This window comes from Clostridium sp. KLE 1755, from assembly GCF_000466465.2.
Taxonomy (GTDB): domain Bacteria; phylum Bacillota; class Clostridia; order Lachnospirales; family Lachnospiraceae; genus Eisenbergiella; species Eisenbergiella porci.
Genome location: NZ_KE992743.1, coordinates 1 through 18,254, shown reverse-complemented (window position 1 = coordinate 18,254; position 18,254 = coordinate 1). Strand labels below are relative to the sequence as shown.

Below are 18,254 nucleotides of genomic sequence, written 5' to 3'. Positions count from 1 at the left end.
CTCGCTGGCCGGCGTATCCCCGTCATAGACTCCCGCACAGACCCGGTCCTCCCCGAAATAATCCACCACCGGCCGGATGGCCCTGTATTGATCCGCCGCCAGCGCCTTGGTTGGATAGATAAAAATTGCCCTGGCCAGCGGATTTTTCAGGATTTCCTGAAGAACCGGCAGCAGAAAACCCAATGTTTTGCCGCTGGCTGTGGAGGTGGTGATGACCAGATTTTCTTTTTTCTGCGCGCGCTCAAACATCTCCGCCTGATGGCAGTATAAACGGGGAATTCCCGCATTTTCAAGATAGCCTTTCAGCTCCGGCAGCATATCCTGCGGAAGCTCTGAAAAAACGGCCTTCCTTTCCGGGTATTCTTTTTCATAGACCACAAGCTCCTTAATTTCCATTCCTGACTCCTGTTTTATCCTGTTTCCGGCTTTTCATTTTGTTTTTCTTTGCCGGCTCGGTTCCGATATGGCTTCCGCCGGTTTTCCGGCCCTGCTTCTGCCAGCACCTGGCTTAGCTTCTGCTTCACCTCCGGCCCGGCTACCGCTTCGCTTCCGTCTTTACTATGCCTTTATCTGATCCAGGATATAAGGATCCTTAATTTTATTATCCTGGGCAAATAAAACGATCTTGGACATAATTTCCGCCGTCTTAGGGTCTTCATCCAAAAACGGCAGGAACAGCTTTCCTCTGCTCTGGGAGTGGACGGGCAGCACATTGATCTGGTGCCCTCCCTGCTGATGAATCACTCCGCTGCCCAGATGGATGCTGTAGCTTCCCCGTTTTCCTGCAATCAGCGCATGGCTTCCTTCCAGGGTCACGTTCGTAATCCCAAACAAAGGCAGATTGAACTCAATGATGGCTCTGCGCATTTCCACGGTGGAATGGCTGGTCTCCGGGTCCACGCCGCCCGCATGGGCTACGCTCACCGCCAGATCCACATCCCTCATCACCTCCGAATATACGATATCCGGAAGCTTTTCGATTTTTATCTCTTCAAAGGTCTTTCTGTCGGTAAACTCCACCCATTCCAGCGCAGGCGCCTCCACGTCGCTGGGAGAAAACCAGTCCGCCTGGGCATAGATATGGGCGATGATATTATCCTTATAATAAATCTTCTGAAGCCCTTCCTCATAATCCGCCACCCAGCGCCTGGCCTTCAGGCAGGCCGCTGTTTTGGACGGCTGGATCTGATTCCCCGCAAACATCAGGGAATGGGTCCTTTCCAGTTCCTCGGGAAGCTTCACGTAAAGCTCTCTGAATACCTGCTTAAAGGGCTGCTTCTTCCCGCCTTCAAACAGGAATTTCTGATATGCCGTCCAGCTTCCCTCCCGGTACAGATCCGCCGGATGCGCCACACGCAGATAATCCCCGGCATCCAGGGGAACCATCCTGCCGCTGTGATCCTGCAGCCCATTTTCCCGTAGGAACCCGCTGGCCGTCAGCTGGCTTTCCTGTCCGAAACCGCTCACCGGCGATGGGTTCTCCCGCCGGGAACCGCCCGATACCGGCTGTTTATCCACGATCCACACAAGGCTGCGCACCACCGGCTCCGCCACCGGGTTGCCGCACAGCTCCAGAAGCTCGCCGAACCGGTAACGCTCCCGTTCCTCCATGGCCTGTTCAAACATCTTCACCGTACGGGAATACTGCTCCTTCAGCTTCGTATATACTTCTTTCAGCTGCAGGTAATACTCGTTCTTTTTCAGCCTGGCCGGTACAGACTTTAATGTTTTCCCGTCTTTCCCGGCCGTAATGGACGCTCTTCCGTATTCATCCACGGACAGGCTCAGGGATACGCCCTCCGCTTCTTTTTTCTCAAAAAATACGGCGTAGCTTTTCACCAGCTGCGTTTCCATTGCCAGGGTCAGACGGGTCACATCTGCAAAGCCTGCCTTGGTGGCCATGTTTTTCATGGCCATGGAAACCGCCAGGGCTTCGCTTGCCCTGCGTTGCGCGCCGAACTGCCTGCTCTCCTTCAAAAACTGCTGCAAAAATTCATATCGTTTCAGCCATTCCTCCTGCCCTTTTACAGGCACCAGGCCGTAGCTCATCAGCAGATCCTTATTTCTCTTTGCTTTAATTTCCGCCTCCAGCTTCTCCGCCGTCACCCTGTGAAGCGCCGCGTCCGCGTACTTTCTGGCGCGGGCATGCTTGCTGCCGTCGGAAATATACTTGGCGGCGTCATACAGCCTGCCGAAGCGCTCCTCTCCCAGAAGTGCGTAGGCCTCTTCAAACCAGTTCACATCAAATGCCCCATTATTCAGCTCTTCCGGCGTCAGCGGCGTAAAGCGGGCAATCATGGCCTTTTTCCTGTCGTCAAAGCGCTCGTTCATATGGGCCATAAAATAATAACAGCCGCTTTTCAGTCCGGGCCAGCCCAGATATTCTTCGATGATGTCCAACCACTGGGGCGCATACATGGCTGTCTCTATCAATTTCTGTTCCTTGATCCGGGTGCCCTTCAGCAGTTCTCTCAGCTTCCCGGCATCCTCACCCTCCAGGGGCCAGCAGTTCTGAAGCAGGTAGCTTAAGCATTCCCTTTTCCCCGTACCGGTGCCTGACCAGTAATAATAGGTGGTCCGATCCAGGGTATCATTTCCCAGCGCTTTCAGAATCCCAATCAGGCGATCCATACCGAAAATCCGCTTAATGGACGAAATGCTTCCTGAAAATACCGTGGGCAGATCCCCTCTTTTCAGCTCCACATCCAGAATTTTATCCACAGCGCGGAAGAAAAATTCCCTTCCTGTTTTTACAAACGGACTTTCCGGATCCGGCCGTTCCGCTTCCAGCTCCGCCGCCGTCAGATAAGCGCCCAGACGGTTTTTCTCAAAGGGCCGCAGATGCTCCGCCACCAGGAGGGAAAGTGACTCCATGGAGGAGGCCAGTCCAATCGTTTCAAACATCGCCTGATATACCGTATCCGCCGGTATCATTTCCATCTGAAAGGCTTTTACATATTCAAGAATCGTCAGCTGCGTCCGGGAACTGTTATTATAGGAATACATCCGCTGGTTCCCGCGGTGTTCATTATACTGAAAACGCCGATCCAGGCGGTACAGGGCAAAAAAGCCTTCTCTGAACTCCTCCTGCGTTTTCCCTTCCGCCAGGGTGCGCATCAGGGCGGAAACTGCAGGGATATCCGTCAGCGCATACATTCCCGGATCATAGGCGTAATAGAAACGGGTGTCCTTCTCTTTTTCATACCACAGTTCTTTTTCCGGAACATCCCGGACAAGGCAGGCGGCCAGCTCCAGCGCGGCTTTCCTTCTCCACTGCCTTTCTTCCTCATTTCCATACATACTGTCCAGAATGGTCAGCACCGTATGCGCGCTGCTTCCATAACCGTTACTGAAATTACGATCCTGAGGCACCCGGAAATCCGCAAAGTCTCCCAGCAGAAGTTCGGCATTAGCGTACAGTACTTCCTGATTTTTCGTCCGGCCGTCTCCGATACTGTTTCCCCAGGCCAAAAGAAGAAGCTTCACCAAATGGGGATCACCGATATTCTCTTCATAGAAACGGATCCACAGCTCTTTAAAGGGATACCTGTCCTCCAGCGCAAGGGCGGTATCCTGGCTTACCATGGAAAGTCTGTCCCCCAGCAGCATTTCATAACCGTTACACGCCTTGTATTCCAGGTTTGCATTTTCTGTCAGGAGATCATAAAGGCGGCGCATGATTCCCTTAAGCTTTCCTTCATTGATACGCAGATAGGAGCGCAGCTGCTCACTGCCTGCAGGCAGCGCGGGACATTCGGGCTGCGTGGAAGGGCTGTACAGACCGTAACCCTCCTCTTCCAGAATCCGGCTGGAGGAAGCCTCCCCCGTCACCTCCTCCAGGAGAATCTGTTCCTTATCGGAAACGCCCTCCAGCTTTCCGGCCTCCTGTACGATCCGGTCGACAAGCGCCTCCGGGCGGCCGCCGATCTTCGCTTCCCGCACCAGCGTAAGCCCGCCCTCGCGTACCTCCTCTGCAGGATCCTTAAGCAGACGTTTTACGGAAAGCTCCAGCCCTTCGTCATCCCGTCTTTGCAGCAGCTTCAAAACATTCTGGCGGATATCCCCCTTTTTATACTTCAAAAGCGCTTCCATCTGCCTGTAATCCTCATCGGAAAGCTCCAGCTTTTCCACCAGCCGGTACGCAGTCTGCCTGGTACTCGTCTCCCTGTCCCCCAGGAAACTTAACAGAAGCTTTTTCTGCCTGTCATTCTCCGGCGCATGGAGAAGAAGCTCCACCCATTTTGCACGGCTGGTGTAAACGTCGCTTAAATTCATCTCCGACAGCCGGGCAGCCGTTTCCTCAATGCGGGCTTCCTCACCCAGTATGTATGCAATCACACACATCCGCTTCAGAATATCCCCCTTAGTCAGCACCACGCCGTACCAGGGAAAAATACAGGGGGAAAATTCCAGGGTTTTCTTTTTCATGCCCAAAAGCAGCCCTTTGAGCACTTCATAGTGCGCCCTGGCTTCCTTTGCATCTCCAAAGAGCCATTCCACAGGAATCGGGCGGTAAATCATCTCCCTCTTATTATCCTGCGGACGCACCTGTACCGCCCAGCCCGCATACTCCTCCGCCCGCGTCAGGTAGGTGGGCATAAAAGCCGCCAGGATTTCCGGATCCGACGCATACTTTAAAAACACCTTCTTTGCCGTAATCCCGGTAAAGGCTTCCCATTCCAGGGTCCGGTTAAAATAGGACATGGTAAGAATCTGGTTTCTCGTGCCCTGCTCCAGATACTCCCCCATCACCGCAATGGCGTCCTGCAGCTCATAAAAGGCCAGCGTCCACAGGCCCACCGCAATCTGTATGCTGTCATTCGTCTGCACATATTCCCGTGCTATGGCAGGCTCTTTTATTGAGGCCTCCATCAGTCTCAGCATTTTTTCGGAAATCCGATCCGCATTTTCCACATCACAGATGCCCGTCCAGGTTGCCACCGCCCGCTTCACCGAAGCAAAACGGATCAGGTTATTTGCGCAAACCGTATCAAAAATCCGCCGGAAGGCCGCAATAGTACCGCAGTCCGCATTTTCGCAGACGGCCTGCCTAACGCCCTCCTGCAATCTGGCCGCCAGCAGGAAATCCGCCAGCAGCTGATGAAGCTCATCGTTGGAGCTTTTGATAATGCCGCGGATCAGATCCACGGTAATAACCGCCGTATTATTGTCACTGAGTATCAGCTGTCTGGCCGTTTCGATAACCTGTGCATCTCCGCGGTCAATTCTGGCAGCGATCATATCGTCCAGATGATTCATGGAAAATAAATACACCTGATTTCTTTTATAATCCAGCTTTTCCTCAGGCAGCCGGTCCATCAGATAATCCGAAATGCTGCAATCATAAAAATCCATAATCCGGTAAGCATACAAAAGCCGGAATACCTGTTCCAGGCTGGGAAAATAGGATTTTGTCCGCACCGTCCTGCGGTATATGCTGTGGGAATAGGGAAACTGGTTGAATTTGTCAATAATTTCATAGAAATCCTCTTCAAACTGTTTTCCCGCAAACAGCCGCACCAGCTTCCGGTAATATGCTTTCATAAATTCGGAGGGCGTGCTGAAATTTCCCTGTTTCAGCCGCTCCTGGGCCGTTTTCAGAAAGGTCAGGGTATCCTGCCTGTACCCGCCGAATTTCTCCATTTCTTCCGCCGCTTCTTTAATCTCTCCCGGAACGAGCAGAAGCTTACGCTTCCATTTTGCCCGGTATGCTTCCACCAGCTTCTGTCTGCTCTGATAATCGTATGCCATCCCTTTTCTCTCCTTTTGTGTAACCGTTCGATGATAAAAATGTCTTTGCCGCTACCACATTCTTCCCGCCAGCATCGTCATCCTTACAAAGGTCAGTTTGCTGTCCTCCCGAAGCGCTATCCGTTCCTCCAGCGTTTCCAGCCTTTTCCCCTCCAGAAAAATTACCGCAATTCCATCCTCAAAGCACTGGCAGGCATTCTTCACGGCGTTTTCAAAATCCGCCGTTCTGCCGTCATATGCGATTCCAAAGGATATCTTCCCCGTCCCTGCCTGTTCTTCTATATCCTCTCCGGACAGAACCGCTTCCACCTCCGTCCGTTTCCTGCGCTTTGTAAATTCCTCCAGATTTATACGCACCGTTTCCCGAAGGAGCTTTTCCACCGTATCCACCCCTTCCGGATACTCATAAAAAACAGGCTCTATTGCGCCGCGGTTCTTTCCGATTTTCTTTACATTGATATTAACCCTCATACGATACCTCCCTGCCGGGCGCTTCTTCTCTTATCAATTGCATTCATCCTGCAGCGCTCCTTTTCCTGTCCAATGAGAACTTTTGTTCTCCCCTTGTTACAGTATACAATCTACTGCTTTCCCCAGTCAATGCTATTGAAGAGATCCGGAGTCCTTTCCGCAGAAAATGATTGGGGCACGATGGCTGTTAAGGGACAAAAGCAAGTATTTAACGGCCCTTCCGCAAATTCGGGAAGGGCCTGTGATATAATACAATTATGGTAGCAATTTTGCACCTTCACAGCTGTCAAACACTACATAATTGTTCCATGCCTACCCGGCTGTATGACCGGGCCGTAACTGGTTTAAAAACAATAGCTTTTTAAACCGCATATATCCGAACGCAGGGTTCTGCCCCGGAGGTATATATGATTAGGAAAAATAAGAATCTGGTAAAATTATTTCTTTTCTTATCAGCCGCAGTACTTATCGTACTTATAATTTTCACAGTATTGTCGGTCCGGAAAAAGGACGGGAGATTTGATGTCCCGATTTTTTCCGGCCAGCTCCACTGGGGCGCAGGGGAAGAAGAAATATTGAATTTGCTGGACAGTCCGCCCACGGATGAAATCCAGGAGGATTCTTCCAAAATATTGCATGTCAACGGTAATTTCGACACTCCGTTCGGGGAATGCTCCGCCGTACAGCTTTATATCAGCACCACGAAGCTGGAAGATGATAAGCCATTAGGTTTATATGCAGCAGCATTAACGCTTTCCCATTTGAACGGGGAAAGCCTGGAGGATGCTGTTGTCCGGCACTATGGGGAGCTGGCCGAAGTCAGCTGGGACAGCGGAAACAGCAGCCCGGAAATGTCCTTCTATTATCCGGAGGCCTCCCGTTTTTCCAGTCTGTCAGATGAACAATGGGGAAAAATCGTCTCCTATTATGAATTGGGACAAAAGCAAGATAACCAGCCGGATTATCAGCTGCAGTACCGTCTGGACAAGATGCATGACAATAGCTACTATGTCTTAATCAGGTTCCGGGAGCCTGACTATATTTTTATAAATGCATTGCCTCTGGCTGTCCTGGAACGGATGGAATAGAAAAAAGGAACTGTATTTTAGGCTGACACCCAATAAGAAAGTATTGAGGAACATTCAGATTGGGCAGTCGGCAAGCGGAATGTGACAACAAAAGAGGGACTATCGGCGGTGAGCTGATAGTCCCTCTTTTGCGCCCAGTGGGAACAGGCGAAGCCGTTACACGCTGGGCGGGGTTTCCAAAGGGGCACCCTTTGGCACACGACTTTGCGTAGCAAAGTGTAGTGTGTTATACGCTCTGTCTGCGTTGCCGTTTCAAACGCCGTTGCCGCCGTGGAGGGCAAGAGCGTTTGAAACGGCAGGAAAACAGGGCTGTGCTTGCAGGGGCGAACGCCGCAAGCGCAGGGCTGGTTTCATCAGCAGACTGGGCGTATATGAAAGCCCCCGTCCCTCGTCCGCACCCTAACTTGTGGAAAAAATGTCCAGAAGTTTGGCCATACTCCCGGAAAAATAGCAGGACATCGGGCAATCCCATACTGTGCTTGTCCGCCGATTATCAATTTTAACGGAAGTAAATCTTTCCCAAAATGGCATAGGGCAGGAAAGCCACAAGGGGGCTTTCCTGCCTTGATTACCCATTAGCAAAGACGGGCGAGACTGTCAACAGCGACGCTGTAAGCGCCGTTCATCTTGACCGTTGACTGGCTCGCTCGTCTTTGCTATTTCCCTAAGGGTGCGTCTTATACCAATAAGACCTGCTACAAACACATACCTACCTTATCGCACCATATTTGAAATTATCATACCACTTTGCCATTTCAACATCGCTATCCACTTTTAGAATTTTGAAAATTTCATAAGCAAATTCAACTGCCGCCGTTTCATTTGCAGTGATAAAACCACCGTCTACCACTACCTGAGCGGGAATATAGAGTACCTGCCCACTATACCCACATTGACTTTGAAACAGTTCCAAGCTATCACCTGTATGCTTTATATCATTCAGAAAACCATGCCTGCATAAAAATGTTGTTGCACCACAAATAGCGGCTACAGGAACGCCGGCATTTTTAATTCTTCTGATAAATTCCGCAATTTTATCGTAGTTATTTTCTTCCCAAGAAAGACCGCCAGGTAAAATAATAATTGCAGTATTGGAAAAATTTAAATAATCATCTATGCTGTAATCAATGTTTGCACATAGATTGCCCATTGAAGCTTTAGGATTAGTATCAAGAGCTATCGTTTTTACAACATAATCTGAAAACGTATTGGCAACAGCAATCGCATAGCTCGCCTCCCAATCGCACCATCTATCGGTCAATAGTAACAATATTTCGTTTTTCTTATCCATTACATTTCCTTTTATTAATGCAGGTAATCAATAATGCGCCTTTTCCGCCTAAGGCGTACTTGTCATTTTCTTTTACCCCGTTGCGGCACATAGCATTTCGCCAGTTCGGATTTTTGGACAATCCGGGTCAGCCATTGTTTCTCTTCCTCTGTCAGCTTGGAATAGCACAGTTTCGTCTGCTTGCAGAATACCATCAGCAGTTGTTCCGCCCGGCTGCCCTTGAAGCTTGTCACTTCCTCCAAATCCCGCTTGAGTTCGTCCACAATGGTATTCTCCGGGGCGCTGTCGCTTCTGCCCCTGTGGGCTTCCCGTATGTCCTCCATGATAGCGTCAATATCGTGATGTACCCGGCTGCTGAAATAGTCGCCCTCCCGCACATGGACGGCTTACAGGACACCGGCGGTCTTGTCATGCTCCCCGGGCTGGTACTTCTCCATAATTTCAGCCCTCGCCACGTCTACCCATGCGTTCAGGTTCTGTATCTGCGTGGCGGCGATACCCTCCACATAAATCTGTATATCGGCCAGCAGCTTCACAAAATCCGGGTGCACCGCCAGTTCGCAAAGCAGCGCGGTGTTAATGCGCCCGCTTTTCAGCAGGTCTATCATCTCGTCACTCAAACGCAGGTCTGCAAGATCAGCGTTTGGGTAACTTATTGTTTCCGTCTGCCCCAGCAGGTAGTCGGCGGTCACGCCGTAATACTTTGCCAGCTTGATAAGGGCATAGTGGCTGATGTCCTTGAAGTCGTCCGCTTCGTAGCTGCCCAGCGCGGACTTGGAAAGCCCGGTCTGCTCCGCAAGTTGTTCCAGCGTCAGGCCACGCTCCACACGCAGGTCTTTTAGGCGTTCCTGTATTGTCAACGCCAATCTGCATACCCCCTCTTATGTTTATTTCATGCTTTCTTGGCACTCGCTGCATTCTCTGTCATGGATAGAAATGATACCCCCGCATTTTGGGCAAGTATATTTCTCTTTCTGCTGTTCCATGAACCTTTCCAAACCGTGTTGACGAACAAACTCGCTATTCTCCATAAGGCTTGCCTGATACCTTTTATTGTAGCTTTTTTCAAGTTTTTTTATCAGCTTGCATGGATAGTCGGGACATTCAAAACAATAGGACAGCCCTTTCCCCTTGATACAATCTTTTATCTTACATTTGCGGCAATGTTCCGGCTTTCCCATATCGCTGTTTAAGCAACCCGCACACGGCTTTTTATGATAACAATGCTTATAGCAAACCAAGCAGCTCATGCCGCAGGGGGCAAACATGACCGTATCAATTTTTTCAGTTGGCATTTTCATGGCTCGTCCTCCTTGTCGGCTTACTATTTCTTTCATCTTACCACAAATCCGAGAGCGTGGAAATAGTGCATTTTTCAGCGGGATTTCCAACCTTTCGGATATACGGGACGGGCGGTCAAAAAAGTGTAGACTTGTGTTAGTTCATCGGTGGACAGGCACAAGTGAATGACCGTCCGAAAGAGATACCACCGGCAAGGGAAGCTCGGCCCACTTTATCCGGGCCGTGGTGTTGGAAAAGCTGGTGCTGGAACATCTGCAAAGGACAGTCCAGTATGTGCGGGAATACGAAAGCGAGTTTGTACGCTCTATGGGGAAAAGTCTGCGGCAGACCGCCGCAAGGAAATCTCCGCAAAGCGCCGGGAGCTGTCACAGGCTCAGCGGCGCATAGAGGAACTGGACAGGCTTTTCCAGCGGCTCTATGAGGACAATGTTTCCTGAAAAATCTCTGATGAACGGTTTGCAAAGCTGTCCGGCGGCTATGAAGCCGAACAGAAAGATTTACAGGAAAAGGTTGCTATCCTGCAAGCGGAATTGACGGGGCAGGAGGAACAGGCCATGAACCTTGACCGCTTTCTCGCCATCGTCAAGAAGTACACCGAGATAGAAAAACTGACGCCCACCATCTTAAACGAGTTTGTGGAAAAAATCATCGTCCACGCCCCGGACAAGAGTACGGGGAAACGGGTGCAGCAGGTGGAAATCAGCTATAACTGTGTCGGTGTGATTGAACTACCGGACACCAACGAAACGGACAGCAAAACGGCATAGCCAAAATGACTATGCCGCTTGCTGTGACAATACTTCTTTTTTGGGGGCCGCCTTACCCCAGTTCCTTTTTATTATGGCAAGCTCAACTGCCGGTGCTGCGGCCACACAGTGTTATTTCAACCGCAGCCGCGTCATTCTCCCGCCCTGGCCTCATTTTATTGCGGGTCTATTTCAGTTCAATTTACTTGCAGTATTATTTTACTTCCAGCTCCACAACCACCGGCTCACAGCCTTCCGCAGTAAAGGTCACTTTCACGGCGCCCGGCCTTCTGCCTGCACGCACTGCCGCCATCACATAGCCGTCGTAGGTTTTCCAAGTGGTATCCTGGTAGCTTCCCAGCACCTGGGGATCTGCGCTTCCAAAGCCCTGGAGCGTTCCCGCGCCTTCCACCTGCACCGTAACCTCTTTTACCGCCTGCAGGTTCTCCCTGCCGTCCTTATCCCGCAGCGAAACCGTGAGGAAGGAAAGATCCGCGCCATCCGCCTTAAGGCTGCGGCGATCCGCTTCCACGCAAAGCGAAACCTCCTCCGCCGCGGTTTCCAGGATGTGCGTCCCGCTTATTTCACCGTCCACATAGCTGACAGCCTTCAGTTCCCCAGGCTCATAGGCGGTTTCGAAAGCTGCCGCAAAGCCCGCGCCTTCCCCTGCCGCCTTCCGTCCCAGGGATTTCCCGTTCAGGAACAGCTCCACCTCATCGGCATCTGAATAAACATCAATGCTCACCGGATTTCCTTCCTGTCCCTTCCAGGTCCAGCTGGCAATATTATTTTTCCACATCCAGGGCGTTTTCCCGCACTTTTCCCCATAATGCTCCGGACGTTCCACAGCGATATAGGGATTTTTGCGCAGGCCGTAAACAATTTCCCTTAAATAGCTGATGGGACGGCGGTAGCCGATGAGATTAATGTCACCGATATAGGCCACTCTATCCGGCCAGTGGGAAGAAAAGTTCACGGTCCCGTCATAATAGAAAATCCCGATTCCCGCTTCTCCCAGATAGTCATAGCCCGTCCAGGTCATATCGCCTATCACATGCTTATTGTTCTTTACAATGCTCCACAGCCTGACAATGTCCGCCGGGAAGGTTTCTGTTCCCAACACGATTCTGTTGGGACGGATCTGATGCTCCATCTCATGGCGGCCCGTCATATAATTGTAGCCGGCAATATCCATGGCATCCACGAATTCGTCCGTTTTCTCCGTCATAATGCGGTGGGAGGCCATAGCGTCTGCCATCGGTCCCACCATCATTCCCATCATGCTGTTGAGTCCGTCGCTGCCGCCCTCATTCTGGCCCGCGCCTTCCTTTTCGGCCTCCTGGCCCTCGTTTTGTGCCTGCTGCGCCGCTTTTGCGGCCTCCGCCATCATCTCTTCCGGTGTTTTTCCCAGAATATCCGACATAATCTGTCCCATGGAATCCATGACCGCCAGCATGCCGTTGATGGCGTTGGTGGTATATCTGGTATTGTCAAGGCTCTTGATTTTCTCATTGATTTTACGGTTAAGCTCCGCACCCTTGGCGGTACCTGCCTCCTGAATCTCATTTCCCATACTGTAAAGGATGACGGAAGGATGGTTATAATCCTTTGCCACCAGCAGCTCCACATCCTTTTCCCAATAATCCTGAAAATTCATGGAATAATCATTATTGTTTTTGGAACGTGTCCACATATCGGACAGCTCGTCCATTACAAGCATTCCCAGCCTGTCACAGGCGTCAAGCATGGCCCTGCTCATAGGGTGATGGGAGCTTCTGATGCAGTTGAAGCCCGCCTCCTTCATGATTTCACATCTGCGCTCCTCCGCCCGTTCCAGCGTACAGGCGCCGATAATCCCATTATCGTGGTGAATGCAGCTTCCCCGCAGCTTAACCTCCCTGCCGTTGATTCTCAGGCCGTTAACTGCATCCAGGGAAAGCTTTCTGATGCCAAAATGATCCTCCGCCTCATCCCATACGGTTTCCTCCTGTACCACCCGTACAGCGCAGTGATACAGATTCGGAGTATCGCAGTCCCATAAAAGAGGATGCGCCACCGCCATTCTCTGCCTGACCGTAATTTCCGTACCGCCGAACACCGTGGCATGGGCCGTATCCGAAGCCGCGATATTTCCCTGCGCATCCCTGATTTCCGTTATCAGGCAGATTTTCCTGTTGCACTTTTCCTCATTGACCAGTCTGGTTTCCACGGCGACCACCGCGGTATTTTCATCGATTTCCGGCGTTGTTATGCGCAGGCCGTCCGTCTGGATGTGGAGGCGCTTCCCTGTCAGCAGATTCACATTGCGGTAAAGGCCGCTTCCCGAATACCATCTGCTGTTCAGCTCCATTCCGTTATTGACGATAACCTTCAGTTCATTTTCCTGCCCGTATTTGAGAAAATGATCCAGGCATACGTAGAAATTGGAGTATCCGTGCGGATATCCCCCCGCATAGTCCCCGTTCACGTACACCCTGGCATTCATATAGGCGCCTTCCAGCTCCAGGATAACCGTTTCCTTTTCCCACTCCTCAGGGACGAAAAATTTCTTTCCATAGTGGTACAGGCCTCCCGGATAAAATCCCGTCTGGCTGCCGTTTCTGGTATCAGGCGTCCTTTCCTCCTCCACCATGGCGTCATGGGGAAGCGTTACTTTTTTTTCCTCCTTTTTGCCGTTAAGGAAAGCCTCAACCAGGGAACCCCCGGCGTTGCCGCTCACCGTCCAGTCCTCATTAAATTGTTTTCTCAGCATACCTTACCTCCTTCTGCCTTCCGCAGGCGCAGCCGCCAAAAAAGCCGGACAGCGCTCTTTATAAAAGGAGTATATAATTTTTGAAAGGTTTCCCGCAATAACCGGTCCCGCACATTTACATTTCGGCTGTAACCAAAACCGACTTCCTTTACGCCTGTTTTTCACTGCTTCATCAGTTTTTTCTCCGTGGCCATCAGCCCGTTTTCATAGTTTTCTATCTTCTGGTTCAACCGTTCCAGAGAACGCTGCATATCCTCCATCCTGGCCGTCAGCTGATCCCTCTGCTCCATCAGCAGCGCCTTTCTGGCATCAATGGTGGAATCCCCCTGTTGGAACAGCGCAACATATTCTATCAGCGCCTCTATCTGGACCCCTGCGCTTCTCATACACTTCATCAGCTCTATCCATCTGCAGGATTCCTCATCATAGTTCCTGATGCCGCTTTTATTCCTGGGCACCTGGGGAATCAGCCCGATACGTTCATAGTAACGCAGGGTATCCTGCGTCATGCCATATTTTCTGCTCACTTCCGCAATTGTCATAATCACTTGCGCTCCTTCTTAACTTATATTTATTGCATCAACCTGGTTTCCAAGTCTATCATAACACCTTGTCCCTGCTCCAGGTCAAGAGCCAGTGCACACAGCTTATAAAAAATGCATGGTACAGTAGCTATTTACACACGAAATATGCTTGACAGAAAGTGGCCCTGCGCATATAATGAACATTGTTCAGTTGCGAATTTTACTTTCAAACTAACGATTGATGCAACATCGCAGCCATGTCTGCGATATAAAAGAGGTATAAGCATGAATAAAAATGTCACTTCCAGGCAGGAGCTGATTGACGCTGCCATGGAAATTTCACGCACGGAAGGCGTCCATAAAGTGAACATCCGCAACATAGCCAAAAAATGCTCCATTTCAGTGGGTGTCCTGTATAATTATTTCCCGACAAAAACGGATTTGATTTTTGCTGTGGTGGAAGGCTTCTGGACGGATGTTCTGCGCACCCTTACCGGTATGGAACCAAAAACAGCCGGATTTACCGACTTTGTAGCTTCCTTATATGAAATAATGAATGCCCATCTCAATGATTTTGAACGTGACTGGCTTGCCCAGCTCGAAACCATGGATCCGGAAGATAAGAAAAGAGGACGCAGGCTGGAGGAACAGTGCTTCCAGGTACTCAGAAACCTTCTCCGGGATGCCCTTGACAGAGATCCGTCTGTTTCCCCGGATATCTGGAACGCGGATTATACGAAGGAACAGTTTGTGGAATTTGTTTTCCACCATTTGATGTCCCTGCTGCGCTCCGGCGCTGATAACTGCAGCTTTTTTACCAAAACCCTGCAGCGGATTCTGTATTAAAAAACCGGCAGCGGAATTTGCACTCATTGCGCCATCCGCCGCCGGGATATATTTACGCTCAATATGAACATCGTTCACAACAAGGAGGTTCCCCATGAAAGTATCAAAGAAAACTCTGCTTCTTATTGCAGGCACGGTATGGCTGATCGCCGGAATTAATATTCTGCGCATCGGCCTTACCGTCCGCACGGAAAAATGGTCGCTGCCCATGTGCCTGTTAAGCCTGGCCGTCCTTCTTTCCTTCCACTTTTTTGTTTTCCGTAAAATGGTTGGCAAGCACACCTGCCGGATTGTCGGATATGAAGAAGAATTACAGCCCTTTTACCGCTTTTTCAACTGGCAGGCCTACTGCATCATGGCCTTCATGATGACCTTCGGCATCGGCCTGCGCGTCTCGGGGCTTGTTCCTGAGGTTTTCATCGCCGTCTTTTACAGCGGGCTGGGGCTCTCCCTTATTATTGCAGGCCTGGGCTTCTGCCGGCAGTTTATTAAATACCCGTAACGTTTTTTGTTTCTTCACAGTTTCTGCGCTTAACTGCCGGTCAGTTGCAGATATTTTCCTCTTTCTGCATCCTGAACTGTACAGGCGTAATCCCGTAAGACTTTTTAAAAAGCCGGTTAAAATGCTCCACGCTTTCATACCCTACGTCTGCGGCAATGGATTCCACGGTCTGGCCCGACTCCTTTAAAAGGGTCCTGGCCTTTCGCATCCTGGCTTCCCTGACCACATCCTGGAAATTCATGCCTGTTCTGCTTTTGATATATTTTGAAATATAGGGCCTTGAGAGGTTAAAATTCTCAGCCAGATTTTCCAGCGTCACCTCCGAATAATGCCCATTAATATATTTTATAATGTCCACGATTCTTTCCTCCCTGCCTTCCCGAAGATTTTCATTTTCCGCCAGCTTATTGCCCGCCGATACCAGCGCCGCAACGGAGCTTTTGATGATATCCTCATCGATTCCCACGCCCCAGTACTCCTTCCCTTTGCAGGTAATTCCCACATAGGCCGCCGCCTTGGATGAGGAACCCCTGGAAATCGCGTGCTCCTCATAAACCGTCAGCTCATAGCTGATTCCAAAATACATCTTAATGGCGTTACTGACCGCATCCAGCCGCCCGTTACCGGTAGTTTCAATCACTCTTTTTTCTTTTCCCTGTTCAATGGTCACCTGCGCCGTAATCCCGTTCTCCTGCCGGAAATGGCATTCAGGGATATGAAAAATGCTTCTTGGCAAAATATAATTTTCTTCAAAAATCTGATAAATATCCGCCGGTGCCAGCTCCTGGTGCCTTCTGTCGGAAACGCCCTTGACCAGATATCCCACCTCTTCCTTCATGCCGTCCGGAAGGGAAATCCCATAATTCTGCTTCAGTATAAAAGCAATCCCTCCCTTACCCGACTGACTGTTAATCCGGATAACATCGGATTCATACTCCCTGCCCACGTCCCTGGGATCTATCGGCAGGTAAGGCACCGTCCACCGGCTGCCGCTCTTGCCTTCCTTCCGCCATGCCATGCCCTTGGAAATTGCGTCCTGATGGGAGCCTGAAAATGCCGTAAATACCAGGTCACCGGCATAAGGCGTTCTTTCATTCACCTTCATTCCCGTCAAAAGCTCATAGGTCTCCCGGATTTTCATAATATTTCCAAAATCCAGCCCCGGTTCCACGCCATGGCAGACCATATTCATGGCCACCGTAACAAGATCCACGTTTCCGGTCCGCTCCCCGTTCCCGAATAAAGTGCCCTCCACTCTGTCCGCGCCGGCCAGGATTCCGAATTCCGCGTCGCTGATACCGCAGCCCCTGTCGTTATGAGGATGTACGCTGAGCACAACCCCGTCCCTGTATTTCAGATTTTTATGGATATATTCCACCTGACAGGCAAATACATGCGGCATGGCAACCTGAACCGTGGTAGGTATGTTGATAACGGCCTTATGCTCCTTATCCGGCTTCCACACATCCAGCACCGCATTGCATACCTCCACCGCATAATCCACTTCTGTCCCGGGAAAGCTCTCCGGGCTGTATTCAAAGGTAAAGTTCCCTTCTGTTTCTTCCGCCAGCGTCTTAAGCAGCTTCGCGCCGTCCACCGCCAGCTTTTTCACCTCTTCCCTGCTCTTTCCAAACACCTGCTCCCTCTGTGCCACAGAGGTGGAATTATAAAGGTGGACGATGGCATGAGGCGCGCCCTTCACAGCTTCAAAGGTCTTTCTGATAATATGCTCCCTCGCCTGGGTAAGCACCTGAATCGTCACGTCCTCCGGAATCATATCTCTTTCGATTAACGCCCTGATAAACGCATATTCCGTATCAGAGGCCGCCGGAAAGCCCACCTCGATTTCCTTAAAGCCGATTTCCACCAGCATCCTGAAAAATTCCAGCTTTTCTTCCAGTCCCATCGGCTCAATGAGCGCCTGGTTCCCGTCTCTGAGGTCCACACTGCACCAAATCGGCGCTTTTTCAATTGTATCCTTTTTCACCCAGTCATAAGTAACCTCGGGCGGCATAAAATAAGCTCTGCCATACTTTTCTGCTGCTTTCATTCCTTTTCCTCCTTACCGGTTCCGGATTTCCGGCTGCGCCTGCAGAAGGCTTTTTCCAGGATGCTTTTAATCAAAAGCCCTGCTAGAAGTGCGCCTTACCGCCGGCCATCTGCTTTACGGGACAAAAAAAGTCTCTATAAAAATGACTTCCCGAAAATCCGGTCATTCTTATAGAGACGTAAATTCACCTTTACGCGGTACCACTCTATTTCATGCTGCTTACGCACCATGCACTCAACGGCACTAACATGCCTTTCCTCTTTCTACGGCGGGTATTCCGTCTGCACCTACACAGCCCCTGCGGGCCTTCAGTCAGCTGCTCCAAGGTCAGTTCACAATCCGCTTCTGACTGCCTCGCACCGCCCGGCAGTTCTCTGTTTTCCAGCTTCTGGCTACTACTCCTCTTCTCAGCATTTGTTTCATATTCAGTTTTGTAAATACTAACACAGATTAAAAAATCCTACAAGGTATAATTTTAATCAATATTATTGATTTATTTTAACATTTATATCTGACAGGGGAGTACAGCAGCAGTTCTTTCCCTTCCATTAACCGGTGAAAAGACAGTTTTTACCCTCATTTTACTAAAACCTTCAGGAAAGCGGCCACATTCATCCTGTGAAGCTAAGTTTCCAGGCCAAAGCCCACGGCTTCCGCCACCCTTATGTCAAGGCCACGACAAAAAATTTAATACATTCGTTGGCGTAATTTATCTTAATAACAGAGCAACAGAATATTATAATTACGCATTAATATATTTCTTTAACCTCTCAAGCCCTCTCTCTCCGAAAGGATTTCCGGGATTATATTTACAGACTTCTTTATATAGTATCACAGCCTCAATCTGCCTGTTACAGCTTTCATATAATTTTGCAAGTACTGTACGGGCATGCAAATTTTTGGAGTCTATTTTTATGACCTCTCGGAGGAC

The 18,254-nt window shown here is 50.2% G+C and carries 13 protein-coding genes, 1 pseudogene and 1 other annotated feature; of the genes and pseudogenes, 4 read left to right on the top strand and 10 right to left on the bottom strand.

Annotation, left to right across the window (positions count from 1 at the left end):
* The 3 genes from HMPREF1548_RS20985 to HMPREF1548_RS20975 all read right to left on the bottom strand — a co-directional run.
* A partial coding sequence (locus HMPREF1548_RS20985; RefSeq protein WP_021638568.1) for a DEAD/DEAH box helicase occupies positions 1–396 on the bottom strand: 396 nt, incomplete at its 3' end.
* A gap of 162 nt (positions 397–558) precedes the next feature.
* Entirely contained in the window at positions 559–5,751 is a 5,193-nt protein-coding gene (locus tag HMPREF1548_RS20980) for a DUF4132 domain-containing protein (RefSeq protein WP_021638567.1), read from the bottom strand.
* Positions 5,752–5,802: 51 nt separating this feature from the next.
* Positions 5,803–6,222 (bottom strand): hypothetical protein, encoded by a 420-nt coding sequence (locus HMPREF1548_RS20975; protein WP_021638566.1) that lies wholly within the window; start codon positions 6,220–6,222, stop codon positions 5,803–5,805.
* Positions 6,223–6,629: 407 nt separating this feature from the next.
* On the opposite strand from HMPREF1548_RS20975, the gene HMPREF1548_RS20970 reads away from it, so the two are divergent.
* Positions 6,630–7,310 carry a hypothetical protein gene (locus HMPREF1548_RS20970; RefSeq protein WP_021638564.1) on the top strand — a complete coding sequence of 227 codons (681 nt, stop codon included), beginning with the start codon at positions 6,630–6,632 and terminating at the stop codon, positions 7,308–7,310.
* Between the two features lie 709 nt (positions 7,311–8,019).
* Here HMPREF1548_RS20970 and HMPREF1548_RS20965 read toward each other — a convergent pair.
* From HMPREF1548_RS20965 to HMPREF1548_RS20955, 3 genes and pseudogenes are all read right to left on the bottom strand, one after another.
* Positions 8,020–8,601 (bottom strand): type 1 glutamine amidotransferase family protein, encoded by a 582-nt coding sequence (locus tag HMPREF1548_RS20965; RefSeq protein WP_021638561.1) that lies wholly within the window; start codon positions 8,599–8,601, stop codon positions 8,020–8,022.
* Positions 8,602–8,663: 62 nt separating this feature from the next.
* Positions 8,664–9,467, bottom strand: a pseudogene (locus tag HMPREF1548_RS20960) (helix-turn-helix domain-containing protein).
* Between the two features lie 21 nt (positions 9,468–9,488).
* Positions 9,489–9,902 (bottom strand): DUF3795 domain-containing protein, encoded by a 414-nt coding sequence (locus HMPREF1548_RS20955; RefSeq protein ID WP_021638558.1) that lies wholly within the window; start codon positions 9,900–9,902, stop codon positions 9,489–9,491.
* Between the two features lie 531 nt (positions 9,903–10,433).
* On the opposite strand from HMPREF1548_RS20955, the gene HMPREF1548_RS20945 reads away from it, so the two are divergent.
* Positions 10,434–10,670: a DUF4368 domain-containing protein gene (locus tag HMPREF1548_RS20945; protein ID WP_021638556.1), complete on the top strand. Its 237-nt coding sequence runs from the start codon at positions 10,434–10,436 to the stop codon at positions 10,668–10,670.
* Positions 10,671–10,863: 193 nt separating this feature from the next.
* Here the strand turns inward: HMPREF1548_RS20945 and HMPREF1548_RS20940 are convergent, their stop codons facing one another.
* Positions 10,864–13,401: a glycoside hydrolase family 2 protein gene (locus tag HMPREF1548_RS20940; RefSeq protein WP_021638555.1), complete on the bottom strand. Its 2,538-nt coding sequence runs from the start codon at positions 13,399–13,401 to the stop codon at positions 10,864–10,866.
* Between the two features lie 161 nt (positions 13,402–13,562).
* Positions 13,563–13,943: a MerR family transcriptional regulator gene (locus tag HMPREF1548_RS20935; RefSeq protein ID WP_021638553.1), complete on the bottom strand. Its 381-nt coding sequence runs from the start codon at positions 13,941–13,943 to the stop codon at positions 13,563–13,565.
* Between the two features lie 267 nt (positions 13,944–14,210).
* On the opposite strand from HMPREF1548_RS20935, the gene HMPREF1548_RS20930 reads away from it, so the two are divergent.
* The gene (locus HMPREF1548_RS20930; protein WP_021638552.1) at positions 14,211–14,771 is read left to right on the top strand and encodes a TetR/AcrR family transcriptional regulator; all 561 of its coding nucleotides are present in this window, start codon (positions 14,211–14,213) and stop codon (positions 14,769–14,771) included.
* A gap of 94 nt (positions 14,772–14,865) precedes the next feature.
* Positions 14,866–15,273 carry a hypothetical protein gene (locus HMPREF1548_RS20925; RefSeq protein WP_021638551.1) on the top strand — a complete coding sequence of 136 codons (408 nt, stop codon included), beginning with the start codon at positions 14,866–14,868 and terminating at the stop codon, positions 15,271–15,273.
* 40 nt (positions 15,274–15,313) lie between these two features.
* Here HMPREF1548_RS20925 and HMPREF1548_RS20920 read toward each other — a convergent pair whose 3' ends face one another.
* Positions 15,314–17,323: a 2-isopropylmalate synthase gene (locus HMPREF1548_RS20920; RefSeq protein WP_021638550.1), complete on the bottom strand. Its 2,010-nt coding sequence runs from the start codon at positions 17,321–17,323 to the stop codon at positions 15,314–15,316.
* 169 nt (positions 17,324–17,492) lie between these two features.
* Positions 17,493–17,741, bottom strand: a binding site (T-box leader).
* 324 nt (positions 17,742–18,065) lie between these two features.
* Positions 18,066–18,254: tetratricopeptide repeat protein (locus HMPREF1548_RS30270; RefSeq protein ID WP_021638549.1), on the bottom strand; the 189-nt coding region annotated here is incomplete at its 5' end.

Excerpts from the sequence above, each read along its gene's own strand:
- HMPREF1548_RS20935 (WP_021638553.1), bottom strand. The coding sequence starts at position 13,943 with ATGACAATTGCGGAAGTGAGCAGAAAATATGGCATGACGCAGGATACC.
- HMPREF1548_RS20940 (WP_021638555.1), bottom strand. The coding sequence starts at position 13,401 with ATGCTGAGAAAACAATTTAATGAGGACTGGACGGTGAGCGGCAACGCC.
- HMPREF1548_RS20965 (WP_021638561.1), bottom strand. The coding sequence starts at position 8,601 with ATGGATAAGAAAAACGAAATATTGTTACTATTGACCGATAGATGGTGC.
- HMPREF1548_RS20955 (WP_021638558.1), bottom strand. The coding sequence starts at position 9,902 with ATGAAAATGCCAACTGAAAAAATTGATACGGTCATGTTTGCCCCCTGC.
- HMPREF1548_RS20980 (WP_021638567.1), bottom strand. The coding sequence starts at position 5,751 with ATGGCATACGATTATCAGAGCAGACAGAAGCTGGTGGAAGCATACCGG.
- HMPREF1548_RS20925 (WP_021638551.1), top strand. The coding sequence starts at position 14,866 with ATGAAAGTATCAAAGAAAACTCTGCTTCTTATTGCAGGCACGGTATGG.
- HMPREF1548_RS20975 (WP_021638566.1), bottom strand. The coding sequence starts at position 6,222 with ATGAGGGTTAATATCAATGTAAAGAAAATCGGAAAGAACCGCGGCGCA.
- HMPREF1548_RS20970 (WP_021638564.1), top strand. The coding sequence starts at position 6,630 with ATGATTAGGAAAAATAAGAATCTGGTAAAATTATTTCTTTTCTTATCA.
- HMPREF1548_RS20930 (WP_021638552.1), top strand. The coding sequence starts at position 14,211 with ATGAATAAAAATGTCACTTCCAGGCAGGAGCTGATTGACGCTGCCATG.
- HMPREF1548_RS20920 (WP_021638550.1), bottom strand. The coding sequence starts at position 17,323 with ATGAAAGCAGCAGAAAAGTATGGCAGAGCTTATTTTATGCCGCCCGAG.